Genomic DNA, 17,245 nt, shown 5'->3' on the forward strand with positions numbered 1-17,245 from the left:
CATTTTATTCCATCAAGGATTTCAGCTATGCGCCAAGGTGCCGCATCTCAGTGTCTACCGGAGAGGTAATGAATGATGCGTATTCCATAATGAGGCTTTTCCCGCCTGATACAGAGGACTCCTTCAGGCTTTTGACACTGCCGCATACATTTTATCTCAGATATTATCCTGAGGGTTTAATGACCGGCGGCGGAGCGTCTGCAGCCGGGCAGAAAAAAGGACCTTTATATAAACTTCGCGTTGTAAAGAATCTGGATATAGTATTCAATGGATATGTGTCTGCAGATGAAAAGACCACAGTAGGCTCCATCACTATAGCAATTGATGATATAAAAAAGTGGGTTGAAATAGCTGTTGTCAGGGATTACGGGATTTATCTTATTGTCCCTGGCATGGTAATAGCCGTTATCTCAGGGATATGGGGTGTTTGGCAGAGGAAGTCGGGAGGCAGGGCAATAGCATGAATAAGAGTGCAATCATTAATTTCATAAAAGGGCATATAAAATTATCAGTGGTAATTTTATTTTTACTGACCGGACTCCTAATTTATTCAAATGCAATTATTGACGGCATATTCATTTTTGATGATTCTGAATATATCTTAGGCAACCCCATAATACAGAGCCTCTCTTATTTTAATCTGAGCGACCCGAGGCAGGTCGGTTATCTGAGCTTTGCATTGAATTATGCCCTCGGAGGCGAAAACCCCGTCTGGTATCACCTCATAAATGTGTTGATACACATCATTAACGCCGTTATTGTATTCCTTCTTGTACGGCTGATTTTAAATATTGCAGACCCTGAGAACGCAGATGCGGACAGATGGCGTGATGCAGCGGCGTTTCTTGCGGGTATTATCTTTCTCATGCATCCTATACAGACTCAGGCGGTTTCATATGCGGCGCAGAGGTTTACATGTCTTTCAACATTATTTTATGTCTTGAGCGTCTATCTGTACCTGCTTGCGCGTGAGAGGCTTGAGAAAAATCAGCATGATAACAGCGCTTATGCAAGCTACGGCATTTCCCTGTTAAGCGCGGCGCTGGCAATGCGGACCAAGGAAATAGCATTCACGATTCCTTTTATGATAGCGTTCTTTGACTTTATTTTATTTAAGAAGTCCGCTTATCCGGCAAGGAGGTTTTTCCTGCTTGCGCCTTTTGCGGCAACGCTCGTTATCATACCGCTTTCCATATTCGGCCCTGAATGGGGGCTGATTAATCCCGGAGAAGGGGTTGCCGAGATAACGCGCAAGGATAAAATATACGACCTGTATGAAAGGTCTCCTTTTGAGTATCTATTTACGCAGTTCAGGGTTATTTTTACATATATCAGACTGCTGTTTCTGCCTGTCAATCAGATAGTGGTCTATGATTTTAAGCCGTCGCTGTCATTTTTTGATTTTCGTGTAATACTGTCATTGCTGCTGCTTTTGTCTATTGCAGGATTTGCGCTGTATATGTGGAGAAAGGCAGATTCCAAAAGTCCTGAGCAGTCTGCCGAATATAAACTTGTTTCACTTGGGATACTTTGGTTTTTTGTCGCCCTTTCCGTTGAATCGTCTTTTATTCCTATTAAAGACATAATATTTGAGCATCGTATTTATCTGCCGAGTGTCGGTTTTTTTGCGGCAGTGTCTGTATTAATAATAAGGCTTGCAAAAAAATTTCTGCCGGAGCCGTTCAGCCCTGCCAAATTTACGGCAATTGTGATGGTTATTGTAATACCACTGTCCGTAGGCACATATTTAAGAAACAGGGTCTGGACCAATGAAGTGATGTTCTGGGATGATGTGGTAAAGAAATCCCCTGACAAGGCAATGGGGTATAATAACAGGGGGAATGCCTATGGGAAAATTGGCAGGTATGACCTTGCGCTTCCTGACATAGAAAAGACAATTAGTTATTTCCCTACCGACCCCAATGCCAAGCTGTCATGGGAGCAGGCTGATTTTACACCAAACAACATGGCAAAGACCTTTATGAACAGGGGGCAGATATACTATTCGCTCGGTGATACTGTGCGGGGTGAAGCTGACTTTGACATGGCGAAACAGATTTTAATGGGAGTAACCCTGAATGTAGAAGAGATACTCAAAAAGGGTGACATGTTTACCAAGCATAAAGATTACAGGAGTGCGCTGGAGGAATATAACAAGATTCTTGCAGTTTTCCCGGATAATGTCAGCGCACTCAATGACAGGGGCAATGCGTATTCGCAAAGCGGGCGCTATAAAGAGGCTATCGCTGATTTTGACAGGGCGATAGAGCTGAATCCGGATTTTGCAATGGCATACCACAACCGCGGCATAGCATTTATATGGTTAGGAGACAAGACAAAGGCTCTGAAAGATTTTAGGATAGGCTGCGCCAGGGGATTTCAGCCTGCATGCGCAAGCATTAGTGTAGTAGAAAACGGCGGACATAAACAGGGAGGAAATTAAATGGCAAAAGTATTGATTATTAAACTCGGGTATTCAGAAACAATAGATATTGAAATAAGCCGCTCTACAAGTCTGGGCGATGTCCTGAGGACCACAGTGATACTTTATCCGTTTGCCAAGGACCATGTCACATGGCTTGTGGACGAAGCCGCATATCCTCTGCTTGAGGGCAATCCCTATATCAAAAGGATTCTGATTTATGATCTTACTACTGTGCTTCAGCTTCAGAGGGAGAAGTTTGATACAGTAATAAACCTTGAGAAGGTTCCGGGTTTATGCGCCCTTGCAGACTCAATTACCGCCTGGAGAAGATACGGTTTCAGGTTTGATGAGAACAAGGGCGAGGCTGAGGCATATGACAGGTGTGAATGTATATTTTCAATGTGCAAGGACGCCTCGCTGAAGAGGGCGCATAAGGAAAGCTGGCAGGAGTTCCTCCTTCAGGTCATAGGCGCAAAATGGGAAGGACAGGAATATATTCTGGGCTATCAACCAAAGAGCAAAGAAACTTATGACGTTGGGCTTAACTGGGCCGTTGGCACTAAGTGGCCCAATAAGGCATGGCCCAGGGAATACTGGGAAAGACTTAAAGCACTCCTTGAAGGAAAATATTCTTACTCAATGCAGCAGGGCCTTGAAAACCTGTCTCAATATATGGATTGGATTAACTCATGCCGCCTGCTTGTAACTAACGACAGCCTCGGTCTTCATATTGCCCTTGCGCTCAGGAAAAAGGTGGTAGTGCTTTACGGACCTACAAACCCTAATGAAACATATTTCTACGGCAGGGGTGAGGTTGTATATCCACAGGTGGATTATTCCTGCATTCCCTGTCTTTCTTCAAAGTGCACTCAGGAAAAGACATGCATGGAGTTTATTCAGCCTGAAGAAGTCAAAAAGAGGGTTGATAAGCTTTTAACTTGTTAATTCTCTGTAGCTTGCTACAGGGTTCCTTATTTAATCCTGTTTTTTGTCTGAAGTAGTTTTTAAAGATATGCACCCCTCCTTATATCCCAGTGCGCATGCCCTGGAAAAATCGGCAATGGCTTTTTGATGATTGTTCTTTTTTGCATAAATTAATCCGCGATTGTAATAAGCAAAGGCAAAATCAGGGTTAATGCCGATTGCTTTATCAAAGGTGCTGACAGCCTTGTCATTCCATCCTTTGGATGCATATGCAATGCCGAGATCGGTCAGTGCATTGATGTGCTGAGGATTTAATAGCAAAGCCTGATTGAGATACTCTATTGCCTTATCAGGCTCTCCTTTTTTTATATATATTCCTCCAATTGGGGTAAATATGTTTGCATTGCCCGGTATAAGATTTGATAAGGTAATTAACTCATCAAGCGCATCGTCAAGCGCTTCTTTATTAATATATGCAGTGATTAGATTTTTACGGGCTTCAATATAATCCGGATTAATGCTGACGGCCTGCTGAAATTCTGAGACAGCTTTATCAGTCATTCCATTGGTGATATAGAGACTCCCGAGATTGCTGTGGACCCTTGCCTTTCCCGGACTTTTTTTAGCAATGTCTTCCCATAGAGCAATCTCATTCTGCCAAACGGCATTCCTCTGATAAGCGGCGATGGAGAACACGATAAGTATAGCAGCAAGAGTCAAAAGCGTAAGGCGTGAGGCGTAAGGTGTAAGGCGTAAAGAGAAATAAAAAACGGCGGAGACAAAGGCGATTATTAAACCTATGCTCGGCAGATACAGCCTGTGTTCAAAAATGACGTCTTCAAGGGGCATGACGCTTGATTCAACGGACAGGGTTATGAAAAACCAGAAAATGCCGAAGGCTGTGAAGCGCAAGGTTGAAGGATGAAGATTGAAGGATGAAAGTTTTTTTGAATAATAAAAAAGATAAACACCAAGCCCCAAAACAGATAATAAAAACAGAAACGACAAAAACACATTTGAGTTCAGAAAAGAATTATATATTGGATAGTCATAATCAAGGTTCTGGTTGACCGGCAGAAACAAGAGTCTTAAGTAAGTGACGATTACTCTGAATTGAGTGAATAAATAATCTATTCTCGGTATGGCGGAGGTCCTTGCCGCTTTGTCAACGACATGCAGTAAATCAGCGCCGGATTTATTTATGCCAGTGTAACTTAAGGGGATGATGAGCAGGGTTAATAAGAAAGGCAGGAGATAGAGAAACCGTGAGACGTAAGAAGTAAGACGTGAGGTTGACTGTTGACTGTTGACAGTTGACTGTTGAATTTGAGACTTACTGAAAAAGAAAATTTCATAAAGTACAATGATTATCGGGAGGGTGAAGGCAATTTCCTTAGTCTTCATGGCAAGCACGGCGGAGAGCAAACCAGCACAGTAGAGCAACAGCGCAGAAGTGCGGCAGCGCAATATCGCAAGAGCAGTTTTATTAACTTGCTGTTCTGCTGTTCTACTGCTCTGCTGCTCTGCCTTTAGCCTCCATTTCACATACATTACCAGACTCAGGAGATAAAACATCGTTGCCAGCGAAGTAAACCTCTGATAGATGTAGGTGACCGCTTCGGTTTGAACAGGATGGGAGATAAAGATAAGGGCGGAAAACAAAGCCAGTAGGGAGCAGGAAGTAGGAAATAGGGAGATACCAGCAGTTAGCGGATAGCGGTTAGCAGTTAGTTTGTTACTAACCGCCAACTGCTCACTGCTAATTGCTTTCTCTGAATTCTGACTGCTGAATTCTGACTCCTGACTCCTAACTCCTGACTTGAGCGTCATCAGCACCAGCCAGTACACAAGCAGGGCGTTTATGAGATGAATTAATAAATTAACAACATGGTAGCCTGCTACATTCAGTCCATGTATTTTGTAATTAAGGGCAAAGGTAAAATCGCTTATAAATCTGTTTTTAAATGAATAGGAATAAAATGAATCATGAAGTTTGGCAGATGCAAAAGGATTTTTAAAATATTTAAAATCCTTAATAATGGGATTGTCAACGATGTATCCCCTGTCATCAAATTGAAACGGCACGTTAAATGTGTTGGAATAGGCGAGAAGTCCGAGTATCAGTATCAGCAAAATATGAACTGATTGTTTTTTAAGCATGTAAAACTGTAACATTTTCGGCGTTTATACATCAATTTTTTTGTAATGGACTTTATAGGGAAAAGCCGGGAAATGCCTTAATTGACAAGGGCTTATTATTTATGTGAATATAAAAAGATGGGCGATGAATTCAGGATAGACAGCCACAAGCTTATGTTCCATCCTAAAGAGGTTGCCCGGTGGCTTTTAGGTGAGGAAATCTATCCAATCTATGTAGAAATTTCACCTTCCGGCTCCTGCAATCATAGGTGCATTTTTTGTGCATTGGACTTTATGGGTTACAAGCCGAGGTTTCTTAAGTCAGATGTTCTTAAGGAAAGACTGTATGAGATGGGCAAACTGGGCGTTAAGAGCGTTATGTACGGAGGCGAGGGAGAGCCGTTTCTTCATAAGGACATTGCTGACATTATAGTACATACAAAAATGGCAGGGATTGATGCGGCGATAACCACGAACGGCGTTCTGCTGTCAAAGAGCATTTCGGAGAAAATACTGGGAAGCGTTGTCTGGATTAAAGTCAGCATCAATGCAGGCACGCCTGAAACATATGCAAAAGTTCACAAGACAAAACCGGATGATTTTGAAAGGGTCATAAAGAATCTTGCCGAGGCCGTTAAGGTCAGGCAGGACCGGGGTTTAAACTGTACGCTCGGCGCGCAGATGATTCTCCTGCCTGAAAATGCAGGCGAGGCAGAAACCCTTGCCGGCAGAATGAGGGAAACAGGGCTTAATTATCTGGTGATAAAACCATACTCACAGCACAAGATGAGTCGGACGCAGCAGTACAAGGATATAGATTATTCCTCCTATGATGATTTAAAGGAGAGGCTTTCACGGTTTGACACTGAGAGTTTCAGGGTGATATTCAGGGAGAGGACTATGAAAAAAATAAAAAGGCAGAAAAGGGGATATGATAGATGTCTTGCACTGCCTTTTTGGGCTTATATTGATTCAGCGGGCAATGTATGGGGATGCAGCGCTTATCTGGGAAACGAGGAATTCAGATACGGTGATATTTACAACAACACCTTTCAGGAGATATGGCTCGGTGAACGCCGGAAGCAGTTAATGAAGATGGTTTATGCTAAGCTGGACGCTTCAGGCTGCAGGATTAACTGCAGGATGGATGAGATAAATTTTTACCTGTGGGAGCTTACGCACCCGTCAGCGCATGTGAGTTTTATATGATAGAAACATTTAAGACAGACATTCCGGCTGAGACCCTGAGACAGCTTTTTATCATGATGTTTACAATAAGGCTGTTTGAGGAGAGGATTGCTGGTCTTTACTCTGAACAGGAGATAAAATGCCCGGTCCATCTCTGCACCGGGCAGGAGGCGATAGCCGCAGGAGTGTGCATTCACCTCAGGAAGGAAGATTATATCTTCAGCACCCACCGCTCCCACGGACATTGCATTGCCAAGGGTATGGATTTAAATTCAATAGCCGCTGAATTATACGGAAAGGCTGCGGGATGCAGCAGGGGGCTTGGCGGTTCAATGCACCTTGCTGACCCTGAAAACGGGATTCCGGGCACAACGGCAATTGTCGGCGGATGCATTCCCCTGGCCGTAGGCGCGGCGCTGTCATCAAAGATAAAAAAACAGGACAGGATTTCTGCGGCATTTTTTGGCGACGGGGCCGTGGACAACGGGGTCTTTCATGAGAGCCTTAATTTTGCATCACTAAAGAAACTGCCTGTTATATTTGTGTGTGAAAATAATTAACTCTCCTCAGAAGGCGCGCCAGCCTGACGTTAATATTGCGGACAGGGCTGCCGGCTACGGAATGCCCGGGAGGTGTGTGGACGGCAATGATGTAACGCAGATATACAAGATAGCAGAGGAAGCAGTGCAGAGGGCAAGGGCAGGCGGAGGTCCCACGCTTCTTGAGTTTAAGACATACAGGTGGAAGGCGCATGTAGGCCCAAATCCCGATATTGAGACAGGGTGCAGGCCTGCCGATGAATACGCCTCATGGATAAAAAAGTGCCCTGTTGAGAGATTGGCCCGGCACTTGATTGAAAGCTCAATAGTCTTTGACAAAGATTTAAGCGATATAGAAAAAAAGGTAGAGGAGTCAATAGAGTTTGCAAAGAAAAGTCCTTTCCCCGAACCTGCTAAACTGCTGGACCATGTTTATTAAGGAACCGGTATAAATTTATGCCCTGGACAAAAATTCAGGCGGATGATTCCCGTAAACCCGTTCATTTCGGCGCTGCAAGCAATGCCAAAAGGAAGATTACATACAGAGAGGCGATAAAAGAGGCCCTTTCACAGGCGCTTCAGAGGGATAAAAATGTCTTTCTTATCGGCGAGGGCATAGACGATCCGGGCGGGGTTTTCGGCACGACGACAGGACTGAAAGACAAATTTGGCTCAGAAAGAGTCCTGGACTGCGGTATTGCGGAGAATGGGATGACCGGCGTTGCAATAGGCGCCGCAATAACCGGCCTGAGGCCTGTTTTTATACACATGAGAGTTGATTTTTTGCCTATGTGCATGGACCAGATAATAAATCATGCGGCAAAGTGGAGCTATATGACAGGAGGGCGGGTGAAGGTGCCGCTTACTGTAAGGGCGATTATAGGGCGCGGCTGGGGCTCCGCCGCCCAGCACTCGCAAAGCCTTCAGGCATTGTTTTCACACATACCGGGGCTGAGGGTGGTAATGCCGGCCTCGCCTTATGATGCAAAGGGGCTTTTGCTTGGCAGTATATCAGGAAACAGCCCGACAATCGTGATTGAACACAGATGGCTTTACGACCAGAAAGAAGGTGTGCCTGAGGATATGTATGTGATTAATCCCGGCAGGGGAATTGTCAGGAAAGGGGGAACTGATGTCACTATCGCCGGCGCTTCTTATATGGTTTATGAATCACTCAGGGCGGCAGAGGTGCTTGAGAAGGAGGGCATAAATGCCGAGGTTATAGACCTGCGCTCAATTCAGCCTCTGGATGCTGAGCTTATCAGTGAATCAGTTAGAAAAACAGGAAGGCTTGTAGTGGCTGACACCGGTTGGAAGACATGCGGTGTTTCAGCAGAAGTGGCGGCTATTGCGTCAGAAAGCGCTTATGACAGGCTAAAATCTCCTGTAAAAAGGATTTGTCTTCCTTGGGCGCCGACTCCTGCAAGTTCAGTGTTTGAAAAGGCGTATTATCCGACCTTTGACGATATTGTCAGGGCTGTCAGAGAGATGTTATGAGCGCATATAAGATAAGTGTTGTCATGCCCGGGCTGAATGAGCAGGAAAATATCGCGTCTGCCGTAAAAAATGTGGCGGACTCTTTTGGGGCATTGAAAATTTTAGGGCAGATTGTTGTTGTTAATGACGGCAGTACTGACAGGACAGGGGAAATAGCAGAGTCCCTGTCTGAAAAATATCCCTTTCTCAAGGTAATTCATCATAAATCCCCGCAGGGTATCGGGGCGTCCTTCTGGGACGGAATGAAGGAATCAGACGGAGAGATTGCCGTAATGCTTCCAGGCGACGGTGAAAACGACGCTCATGAAATACTGAGATACCTGCCGCTTATGGAGGATGTGGATATAGCAGTGCCGTTTATTTACAATAAAAGTGTGCGCTCCTTAAGCCGCAGGATATTGTCTTCAATATACAGAGGCATTATAAATATTTCCTTTGGTATGACCCTGAATTACATGAACGGAACGGTTATGTACCGCAAATGCATATTCAATAATATAACGCTCAGGTGCAGGGGTTTTTTTTATCAGACAGAACTGCTGATAAAGTGCATTAGAAACAAATACCTGTATGCAGAGATTCCGTGCGCCTTAAGCCGGAGGGGAAAGGGTGCGTCAAAAGCAACTACATTTAAATCATTGAGGAGGGTTTTTTGCGATTATATCTCAACCTTTATTGAGGTCTATGTAAATGACAGGGGCAGAAAACCCGTATCACCTAAGTCAGTGACTGCTTTAAGGTGGAAACAGGTTGAAGAGGTTGATTGACCATTGATTTGCCATGGATGAATTGATTTTAGACGGGCATAAACTTCAGTGGCACAAAGAGCGTGTTGAGGCATGGCTCCGGGGAGAAAGGATTGCCCCTGTTACCATTGACTGCGCGCTTACGAGGGCATGCACATACAAATGTGTTTATTGCTATGGACAATTGCAGGCAAATGATATAAAGAGGATGACCAAAGATGTTATCTTCCGCTTTCTTGATGATGCCGCAGAAATCGGCGTCAGGGCAATTAGTTTTGTAAGCGACGGAGAAAGCACATGTTCTCCGTATATTTATGACGCCATATTGAGGGGTAAACAGAACGGTCTTGATATGGCGCTGGGGACCAATGGTTTTCTGCTCAAGGATGAAAGGCTTGAGGAAATCCTGCCTGCGCTTACCTATTTGAGATTTAATGTTTCAGCCGCGGACCCCGACAGATATGCCCAAATACACGGATGCCCGAAAAAGGCGTTTACCAAGGTAATCAATACAATGAAAAAGTGCGTAGAGATTAAAAAGAGGAGAAAGCTCAAGGTTACTCTCGGCATGCAGATGGTTTTACTGCCGGAGTTTGCCGACCAGATTATCCCTCTGGCAAAACTCGGCAAGGAGCTTGGAGTTGATTATTTTGTAATAAAACACTGCAGTGATGATGAAGTCTCAAGCCTCGGCGTGGATTATTCAAAATACTTCGGTCTTGTGGATATTTTAAAAGAGGCGGAGTCTTATTCAGATAAAAATTATCTCGTGAAGGTTAAGTGGTCCAAAATATTAAGTGGGGGCAAACGGAGCTATTCGCAGTGTTTTGGTCCTCCGTTTATAATGCAGTTTTCAGGCTCGGGCCTTGTTGCGCCGTGCGGCATGCTGTTTAACAACAAATACAAAAAGTATCATATTGGCAATATTGCTGATACCTCCTTTAAAGAACTCTGGAAGGGAGAGAGGTACTGGGAGGTAATAAATCTTATAGCGTCTGAGAAGTTTAATGCAAGGACCATGTGCGGCTCGCTTTGCCTTCAGCATAAGGTGAATGAATTTTTGTGGGAATTGAAGCAGGGCAAGACGTCTCTTAATAAAAAGGTAAAGAGGACTCCTCAGCATGTTAATTTTATTTAAACATATATGAGTAAAATAATTGACCGCATTAAAAAAATGAAGGGGTGGCATATAGTCCTCGGCATATTTCTCCTGGGCCTTTTCATATTTCTTTCAGTCAGGGCGGCTGATGAATTCCGCTGGAGCGACTGGGGCTTCGGGGACGCCCAGTCAATGCTGTCGCTTAAGCAATGGGACAAAGCAGGCTGGTTTTCCAATTATTTTTTGTTTATACCTCAGGGTTATGCAAAGGTCATCCGCCTTTTTGATGACCCTCAGTTAAGACAGCATGCGCATGGCACCTGTCCGGGAAGCTCGCCGAGGATTGGCCCGAGGCTCTGGTACACGCATTATCCTGCCGGTTATCTCATCCCGTATGCGGTTTTGTTTAAGCTGGGTTTAACAGATGTCTTTCATGCAAGGATGCTTTCAATAATTTTCTCTGTTACAGCGCTGATATTGATGTATATTGTCTTTGCAAAAATTACAAATCACGGGATTGCTTTTTTTGCAGTTCTATTTTACAGCGGTTCTCCGGCATTTCTCGGTTATGCCGATACTATTGCAAACCAGCCGATTGACGACCTGCTGAGGTTTGCATTTATGCTTCTAATTGTTCTTTCAACCCGTGCGGAATCTCCGGCCGCTGCCAAGAAATGGATGATTTTGGCGTGGCTCGCTGAATTCTGCCTTTCACTGTCGTCTTTTGATTCAGTGTTTTTCATTTACGTATGGTTAATCGGATGGGATCTCATAGAGCGTAAAGGGTTTAGATGGAAAATTTATCTCATATATGCGCTGGCGCCTGTAACGGCTCATTCACTTCAATTTTTACAGAATGTCTGGTATCTGGGATTTAATGACGCCTTTCTTGACATTAAGGACACATTCATGCTTAAAAGCGGAGCTGACAAGGGATATAATTTTGGACAGAACCGTTTCAGCGTGATATTTGAAACAGTACATGCGATTTTTAATAACATCTTCAGCCCGGCGTTGTTAATATTGGGGCTGTTTTTACTTTACGCTTTATATTATTTATTTCTTAAGGGGAATGAAAAGAGGGAACTGCCTTCGTTATGGCTGCTGTTTTTGCTGTTCGTGTGCGGTCTGACTTTTGTAATTGTCCTGCCCCACGGCGCAAGGATGCCTTATGAGGCAAGGCAGATGCTGCCGTTAGTAAGCCTTCTTATCAGCGGGTTTATCTGGTCGCTTGTGAAGGGCTTCAGGGAAGGCATTCACGACACAGGAAGCGGGAAGTCTTTGCGGCTTAAGCTTCTGCTTCCTTATATCCTGGTTGCTTCGGTCTTAGTGCTTTTTTTAGGGTATCGTTTTTTTCTGCTGGACAGGAGACCTGTTTATTACATACCTGACATGGACCCTGCGCAGGTTTCCGGGGACAGTTTCCATATGGCTAATAATCCTGACTTAGCACGCGGTTTAAGGCTGAAAAGCGAGCTGTTATTTGCCAGAGAACTGAAGTCTATGCCCACAAGGTATGAACCTGTTTTTTTTGATATCGGTGGTTTCCAGATATTCTGGGACCCGAACTATGTTCCGGGTTATCCCCAGATAATGCCTATTACTGAATATTATGCAGGCAGTAAGCCCATACTGTGCTTCAATGCCCATGAAAGCGCCGCAAGAGATATAATATATCTGATGCGCAAAAGTCCGGACAGATTTTCTCCTGTTTTAATTGCAAGCAACCAAGTCTATATTGAGGATGTGCTTAACATTCTCTCGGATGAAAGGATGTTAATTAATCTGCCTTCAAGTTTTTACGTAGTTATGGACAGGTATGTTTTGGACCTAACGGATTATTTAAAATGGGAGGTGCAATGGAGCCGATAAAAATTCCTGAAAACTATAATTACATTGCAGTTTTCCTGACGCTTGCATGCAACTTAAGATGCAGTTACTGCATTAACAAGTTTGAGGGCGGGAGTTTTGAAAAGGGACATTTGTCGGGCGAAGACTGGGTAAAAGGGCTGAACAGGATTATATCAAGAGATGACCTGCCGGTAACGCTTCAGGGCGGCGAGCCGAGCCTGCACCCTGACCTTGCGTATATAGTCAACAATATAAGGCCTGACCTTAATATGGACCTTCTGACTAATCTGCAGTTTGATGTTGATGAGTTTATGAAAAAGGTTCATCCTGATAAGATAAAGAGAAAATCGCCGTACGCCTCCATTCGTGTAAGCTATCATCCGGAGACAATGAAACTGGAGCTGCTTGTGGAAAAGGTCTTGAGACTCCAGAGGGCAGGTTACAGCATTGGCATATGGGGCGTTATGCATCCGAAGCAGGAGCAGGAGGTGCTTAGGGCGCAGGAATACTGCAAGTCCCTCGGCATAGATTTCAGGACCAAGGAGTTTTTGGGCGAATACGACGGAGGCATGCACGGCACTTATAAATTTCCGGGCGCCTGCGACAGGCAATTTAAAAAGAGGGTCCTGTGCAGAACAACGGAGCTGATTGTCGGTCCTGCCGGAAAGATTTACCGATGCCACAGCGACCTGTATGAGGGAAGGGCGGCTATAGGGCATATCCTGGATCCTGAATTTAAGATAAGCAATGAATTTATCCCGTGCGGTGTTTTCGGTCATTGCAACCCCTGCGATGTCAAGGTAAAGACAAACCGCTTCCAGATATTCGGGCATACGTCGGTGGAGATAGTTTTTCCGGAGTGAAAACAGGGGAAAATATAAGCGGTGTACTAAAGGCCGTTAATAGATTAAGTAAAGTTTGCCCCTTGACATGAAAGTTCCTAATATGCTAAAAAATGCACGTCCTACAAACAAAGGGGTGAACTTTGAGAAGATGTATTTTTTTGAATCATGTTATAACTTTTGTCCTGATTAACCTCGCCCCAATATTGCTCAGTCAGTCAGTCAGTCAGTCAGTCAGTCAGTCAGTCAGTCAGTCCTCTCTTTAAAAGCATTTTTACTTCAAAGACCTATCCTCGGGGGCTTGTCTTGAAACCGTTTAATAAAGCCCTTCGTATTTTCTCCGGTATTCCACCTTGACGCGGCCAAAGAAACAGATGCGTTTTTTAATTTCATTAACAATTAAAGACAATGGAGAAAATTGCAATGAAAAAAAGAAAAATGAGTTTAATGTTAATTGTAATATTTGTATGTGCGTTGTTTAGCGCAAATGCTTTTGCAATACAAGACGATTCTATTTTGTCTCAGCATATCAAGGAAGCAGATGGGACCAGCGGGCAGAATACAAACAGCGGAAGCGGAATAAAGACAGGATATATACAGGACAATGCAGTGACAACAGGCAAAATAGCAGACGGGGCGGTTACAACGCAGAAGATAACCGACAGCGCGATATCAACTTCTAAGATTGCCGATGGAGCAGTAACCACATCCAAGATAGTGGACGGCGCAGTGACAGATGCAAAGATAACCGGTCCAATTTCGGGCACAAAACTTGGAAGCCATAGCCATTCAGGCGCAGATATTGTTTCAGGAACTATTGGTGTTGATAAGTTGGGTACCTACACCGACATTAAAATTGTGCATAAAGGTTTAGCTGATGGAGTAAATACTTTCAATACAATTAATGATGCATTAAATGCTATTACAGATAGTTCTGCGACTAATCGCTATGCTGTTATCATAATGCCGGGAGTTTACGAAGAAAATGTCCTTAGAGATAATTTTCACTTAAAAAGCTATATAGATATTATCGGACAAAGCCGCACCGGTTCAATAATCAAAGATATCAGCAACTTCTGGCCTGCAGTTAGACCAGGCGCATATATGATGTTCAAGAATTTAACCATTGATGGGGACATTCAATTTTTCTCTACTAATGTAAGTATATATGACTGCAATATCAAAGGAACTATTCAGCTTGAGCGAGATCTTTTTAACATAACTATAGAAAATGTATCAGTTGAAGGTGGGGTAGGCATAGGGGAACCATTTGATGCTACGACAATAATTTTACATAAAATTAATATAAAAGGAGGCGGTTTTGGCGTTGCTACAAAAGGTGAGACTTTTAGGATGTCAGATATAGATATTATTACTGATGGATATACTGGCATTACCCTGAGGTGGGGCCAATTAGCACTTCAGAATGTCAGTGTTCAGGTTTTAGCTCCTTTACCCTATTGGAGTGCTGCGTTGTATATTCAGGGAGGTAATGCAACATGCCAATCTTGCATACTGAGTTCTAATTCTGAAAGCATAAAAAATGCAGCGGGTGGAGATGTGAATATTGATAATTCTGTTCTTAATGGTGCAATAGATGGAGCTATGCGAATCGGCAATTCAAAGATAGTAGGGACATTTATTGGTAGTGGTAAGAAAATAGTAAACTGTCATGACGGTAACTATGATCCTATTCCAAACGGTGTTTATTAGGATTCAGCCGGATTTAGCTACTTTGGAAAAGAGATAAAATATAGAAGGGGGCAGACAGACTATTGTTGCCCCCTTCTATAGCCGATAGATTATAATATCTTTATGGGCAGTCATAAATTTTTTTCATAGAAGGATTATTTTATTGCCTATCTTTAATAAGAATAAAAATCTTCTGCAAAAATCATCAATTCATGTTTTTATAGTTATTGCAGCGGGTGTTCTGGCTTATTCCAATACCTTTACAGTCCCTTTCCATTTTGATGATGTCCTTAACATTGTAGATAACCCTGCGGTTAAAGATTTAAGTAATTTATGGCCGCCTGACAGAGCACGATGGTTTGGGCTTTTAACGTTTGCTATAAACTATAAGATTAACGGTTTAAATGTCATTGGCTATCATATTGTTAATCTTGCAATTCATATCGTAAACGCCCTGCTTGTCTACTGGCTGGTGCTGGTAACGCTGCAGTCAGGAGTCAGGAGTCAGAATTCAGAGAAAGCAATTAGCAGTGAGCAGTTGGCGGTTAGTAATGAACTAACTGCTAACCGCTATCCGCTAACTGCCGGTATCTCACTATTCCCTACTTCCTACTCCCTGCTGGCGTTATTTTCCGCCCTGCTCTTTGTCTCCCACCCAATACAGACTCAGGCAGTCACGTACATTGTCCAGAGATTTACATCACTTGCAACACTCTTTTATCTCTTGAGTCTGGTCTTGTACATAAAATGGAGGATACAGAAGTCAGAATTCAGAAGTCAGAATTCTGAAGAAGCAATTAGCAGTGAGCAGTTGGCCGTCAGTAACAAACTAACCGCTAACCGCTATCTGCTATATACTGCTTCTTTAGTATCTGCTGTCCTTGCCATGACGACTAAGGAGATTGCCTTCACCCTCCCGATTATCATTATGCTTTATGAATTTTTCTTTTTCAGTAGGTCTCAGAACTCTGAATCTTCAGGCTCAATGCAAAATCCCCCCTTGCCCCCCTTTGACAAAGGGGGAATAAAAGGGGGTTGTTCACTGTTCACTGTTCACTGTTCACTATTCACGCATCAGACATCACGATTTTTCTTTCTTATTCCCTTTTTTCTCACAATGCTCATTATCCCCTTTACTTTAATTGAAACTGACAAACCAATCGGGGCTGTGGTCGCCGGGATAGGAGAAATTGCAAAGTCAGGACCTTTGTCAAGATGGGATTATTTTTTAACAGAAACAAGGGTAATTATGACATATATGCGTTTGTTGCTTTTCCCTGTTAATCAGACCATTGATTATGATTATCCTATATCTCATTCTTTTTTTGACCCAAATGTGTTCCTGTCATTTTTGTTTATATTATCTTTTTTCGGACTTGGAGTTTTTCTTTTTTATTGTTCAAAGCTAAAAAACAATGATACAGGATACAAGATACAGGATACAGGATATACAACACAAAACAAGAATCTTTATCTTGAATCGTGCATTATGAACCATGAATCGGTTTATCTTTTACGCCTTACAGCCTTCGGCATTTTCTGGTTTTTCATAACACTTTCTGTTGAATCAAGTGTTATACCTATTGTAGATGTAATTTTTGAGCATAGGGTATATCTTCCATCGGTAGGCGCTTTAATTTTTGTAGCTACCTTTTTGTCTTTTGTAACTTCATGGCTTGTAGTCAAATGGAAAAAAATTGTGAATATTCTTATTCCCCTATTTATTACAATTATAATAATTCTTCAGACGGCTACATTTCAGAGAAACACAGTATGGCGTGATGCTATTACTTTGTGGACAGATGTGGCAAAGAAGAATCCAGCAAATGCGCGTGCATACAATATGATAGGAATCTGTTTCTTTGAGAAAGGAGATATTAACAGCGCTATTTTAAACTTTCGTGAGGCAATACGGGTTAAACCTGATTATACACAGGCACACAGCAATCTTGGAACCGCATATATGGAATTGAGTATGCTGGAAAAAGCGGAAAAGGAACTTTTCTTTTCATTATATTTGTCGCAATACGTACAGCCTGTTGATAATATTGATACGGCTTTGATACATACCAGCATAGGCAATTATTATTTTAAAAAAGGATTATATGACAATGCAATTAAATATTATAACAATGCCTTGAAGCTGTTTACTGAAAATGCGCAGGTATATTTTAATCTTGGCCGCGCTTACAATCAAAAGGGACATAGAGAGATGTCCGGATGGTATTTTAACAAAGCGCATACGCTTGACCCGGGTAAATACTGAATGTTGTATTATAAGACTATATTTATAGATAACCCCA

Annotated in this window: 12 protein-coding genes and 1 pseudogene; 12 read left to right on the forward strand and 1 reads right to left on the reverse strand. The window is 42.9% G+C overall.

Annotated features, from left to right (window positions below; genetic code table 11):
• The 3 genes from HZA10_10715 to HZA10_10725 all read left to right on the forward strand — a co-directional run.
• Positions 1 to 464 (forward strand): hypothetical protein (locus HZA10_10715; protein MBI5196776.1); only part of this gene is annotated, 464 nt, incomplete at its 5' end.
• Entirely contained in the window at positions 461 to 2,443 is a 1,983-nt protein-coding gene (locus tag HZA10_10720) for a tetratricopeptide repeat protein (protein MBI5196777.1), read from the forward strand. The genes HZA10_10715 and HZA10_10720, both read left to right, overlap by 4 nt.
• Entirely contained in the window at positions 2,444 to 3,370 is a 927-nt protein-coding gene (locus HZA10_10725; GenBank protein ID MBI5196778.1) for a glycosyltransferase family 9 protein, read from the forward strand.
• A gap of 30 nt (positions 3,371 to 3,400) precedes the next feature.
• Here HZA10_10725 and HZA10_10730 read toward each other — a convergent pair whose 3' ends face one another.
• Positions 3,401 to 5,509: a tetratricopeptide repeat protein gene (locus HZA10_10730; protein MBI5196779.1), complete on the reverse strand. Its 2,109-nt coding sequence runs from the start codon at positions 5,507 to 5,509 to the stop codon at positions 3,401 to 3,403.
• Between the two features lie 117 nt (positions 5,510 to 5,626).
• On the opposite strand from HZA10_10730, the gene HZA10_10735 reads away from it, so the two are divergent.
• From HZA10_10735 to HZA10_10775, 9 genes and pseudogenes are all read left to right on the forward strand, one after another.
• Positions 5,627 to 6,697, forward strand: a complete 1,071-nt coding sequence (locus HZA10_10735; protein MBI5196780.1) for a radical SAM protein — start codon at positions 5,627 to 5,629, stop codon at positions 6,695 to 6,697.
• Positions 6,694 to 7,654 (forward strand): annotated as a pseudogene (locus tag HZA10_10740) (thiamine pyrophosphate-dependent dehydrogenase E1 component subunit alpha). Before HZA10_10735 ends, HZA10_10740 begins: the two are co-directional and overlap by 4 nt.
• Positions 7,655 to 7,671: 17 nt before the next feature.
• The gene (locus HZA10_10745; GenBank protein ID MBI5196781.1) at positions 7,672 to 8,712 is read left to right on the forward strand and encodes an alpha-ketoacid dehydrogenase subunit beta; all 1,041 of its coding nucleotides are present in this window, start codon (positions 7,672 to 7,674) and stop codon (positions 8,710 to 8,712) included.
• The gene (locus HZA10_10750; GenBank protein MBI5196782.1) at positions 8,709 to 9,479 is read left to right on the forward strand and encodes a glycosyltransferase family 2 protein; all 771 of its coding nucleotides are present in this window, start codon (positions 8,709 to 8,711) and stop codon (positions 9,477 to 9,479) included. The genes HZA10_10745 and HZA10_10750 overlap by 4 nt, the downstream gene beginning before the upstream one ends.
• Positions 9,480 to 9,492: 13 nt before the next feature.
• On the forward strand, positions 9,493 to 10,596 hold the full coding sequence (locus HZA10_10755) for a radical SAM protein (protein MBI5196783.1): 1,104 nt from the start codon (positions 9,493 to 9,495) through the stop codon (positions 10,594 to 10,596).
• Between the two features lie 6 nt (positions 10,597 to 10,602).
• Positions 10,603 to 12,429: a glycosyltransferase family 39 protein gene (locus HZA10_10760; protein ID MBI5196784.1), complete on the forward strand. Its 1,827-nt coding sequence runs from the start codon at positions 10,603 to 10,605 to the stop codon at positions 12,427 to 12,429.
• Entirely contained in the window at positions 12,405 to 13,271 is an 867-nt protein-coding gene (locus HZA10_10765; protein MBI5196785.1) for a radical SAM protein, read from the forward strand. Before HZA10_10760 ends, HZA10_10765 begins: the two co-directional genes overlap by 25 nt.
• Before the next feature lie 402 nt (positions 13,272 to 13,673).
• Complete coding sequence (locus HZA10_10770; protein ID MBI5196786.1) at positions 13,674 to 14,963, forward strand: hypothetical protein; 1,290 nt, start codon at positions 13,674 to 13,676, stop codon at positions 14,961 to 14,963.
• A 142-nt stretch (positions 14,964 to 15,105) separates the two neighbouring features.
• Positions 15,106 to 17,208 (forward strand): tetratricopeptide repeat protein, encoded by a 2,103-nt coding sequence (locus HZA10_10775; protein ID MBI5196787.1) that lies wholly within the window; start codon positions 15,106 to 15,108, stop codon positions 17,206 to 17,208.
• Positions 17,209 to 17,245: the final 37 nt, after the last annotated feature.

The sequence above is a fragment of the Nitrospirota bacterium genome (assembly GCA_016212185.1).
In the GTDB taxonomy this organism is placed as follows: Bacteria; Nitrospirota; Thermodesulfovibrionia; order UBA6902; family DSMQ01; genus JACRGX01.

Bases quoted from the DNA above. Each gene is read 5' to 3' on its own strand.
- HZA10_10720 (MBI5196777.1), top strand. From the start codon at position 461: ATGAATAAGAGTGCAATCATTAATTTCATAAAAGGGCATATAAAATTA.
- HZA10_10725 (MBI5196778.1), top strand. From the start codon at position 2,444: ATGGCAAAAGTATTGATTATTAAACTCGGGTATTCAGAAACAATAGAT.
- HZA10_10730 (MBI5196779.1), bottom strand. From the start codon at position 5,509: ATGCTTAAAAAACAATCAGTTCATATTTTGCTGATACTGATACTCGGA.
- HZA10_10735 (MBI5196780.1), top strand. From the start codon at position 5,627: ATGGGCGATGAATTCAGGATAGACAGCCACAAGCTTATGTTCCATCCT.
- HZA10_10745 (MBI5196781.1), top strand. From the start codon at position 7,672: ATGCCCTGGACAAAAATTCAGGCGGATGATTCCCGTAAACCCGTTCAT.
- HZA10_10750 (MBI5196782.1), top strand. From the start codon at position 8,709: ATGAGCGCATATAAGATAAGTGTTGTCATGCCCGGGCTGAATGAGCAG.
- HZA10_10755 (MBI5196783.1), top strand. From the start codon at position 9,493: ATGGATGAATTGATTTTAGACGGGCATAAACTTCAGTGGCACAAAGAG.
- HZA10_10760 (MBI5196784.1), top strand. From the start codon at position 10,603: ATGAGTAAAATAATTGACCGCATTAAAAAAATGAAGGGGTGGCATATA.
- HZA10_10765 (MBI5196785.1), top strand. From the start codon at position 12,405: ATGGGAGGTGCAATGGAGCCGATAAAAATTCCTGAAAACTATAATTAC.
- HZA10_10770 (MBI5196786.1), top strand. From the start codon at position 13,674: ATGAAAAAAAGAAAAATGAGTTTAATGTTAATTGTAATATTTGTATGT.